The sequence below is a fragment of the Psychrobacillus sp. FJAT-21963 genome (assembly GCF_001420585.1).
Taxonomy (GTDB): domain Bacteria; phylum Bacillota; class Bacilli; order Bacillales_A; family Planococcaceae; genus Psychrobacillus.
This window is the reverse complement of record NZ_LJIY01000021.1, coordinates 1-914: the sequence shown is the minus strand read 5'-3', so window position 1 is coordinate 914 and position 914 is coordinate 1. Positions and strand designations below refer to the sequence as shown.

Below are 914 nucleotides of genomic sequence, written 5' to 3'. Positions count from 1 at the left end.
GAATAGTTCGCTTGGATCGCGATGAGGTCACACATGCCTACTGCGTTTAAAAGTCCGTTCAACATCGGCCAGTCAGAGATCAGGTCACTGCCGTCTTTCATGTTTTCTGATTCGAATGTCGGGTTCACGATCGAACCAGAATCCAGGTTGTCACGGGAGAATGCCACAGGTCCTGCAAGTTCTCCGCGACGGATCATGTCGTTCACTTCTAATGCGAAGGCCTTGCGTTGACCGAAGCCCATGTAACAAATACGCGCAGGTAGCGCTTCGATCGGGATATGTTTCTTCGCGAGCTTGATCCAACGTGTCACCAGGTGGTCGTCACTGAATTTCTCGAGGATCATGTCGTCAATCTTGCGTAAGTCCTCTGCCTCACCCGATAGGCAAACCCATCGGAATGGTCCTCGTCCCTCACAGAACAGCGGGCGGATATATTCTGCCACGAAGCCCGGTAGTCGCTTCGCCTCTTTTTCGTCCATTCCAGCATCGATGCATTCTTTGCGGTGGCTTGTTCCGTATTCGAATGAATGGACACCCAAATCCATGAATTTGATAAGCGCCTTCAATTCACGGACCATTGTCTCACGTGCTTTTTCCAGGTAAAGTTCACGGTTGGAATCACGTAACTCTTCCGCTTCTTCCACGGTATAACCAGCTGGCAAGTAAGAGATTGGGTCATGCCCTGGGGTCATGGAAGTAGATATGTCTGGTAGCCATCCTTTTTCAAGCACTTCCTCAAAAATATCAGCCGCATTTCCTACGACTGCGATGCCAAGCGGTTTCCCAGCAGCCGCATATTCCTTCGCCTTCGCAATCGCCTCGTCCAGCGATCCAGCAACCTCATCGATGAAGCCTTTGTCGATACGACGTTGAATGATTTCGATGTTCGAGTCACAAAGGATGGCAACACCCCC

General features: G+C 50.7%; 1 pseudogene. It reads right to left on the bottom strand.

Going from position 1 to position 914, the window contains the following annotated elements:
* Nucleotides 1-914 (bottom strand): annotated as a pseudogene (locus AN959_RS20085) (urocanate hydratase); the annotation flags it as partial.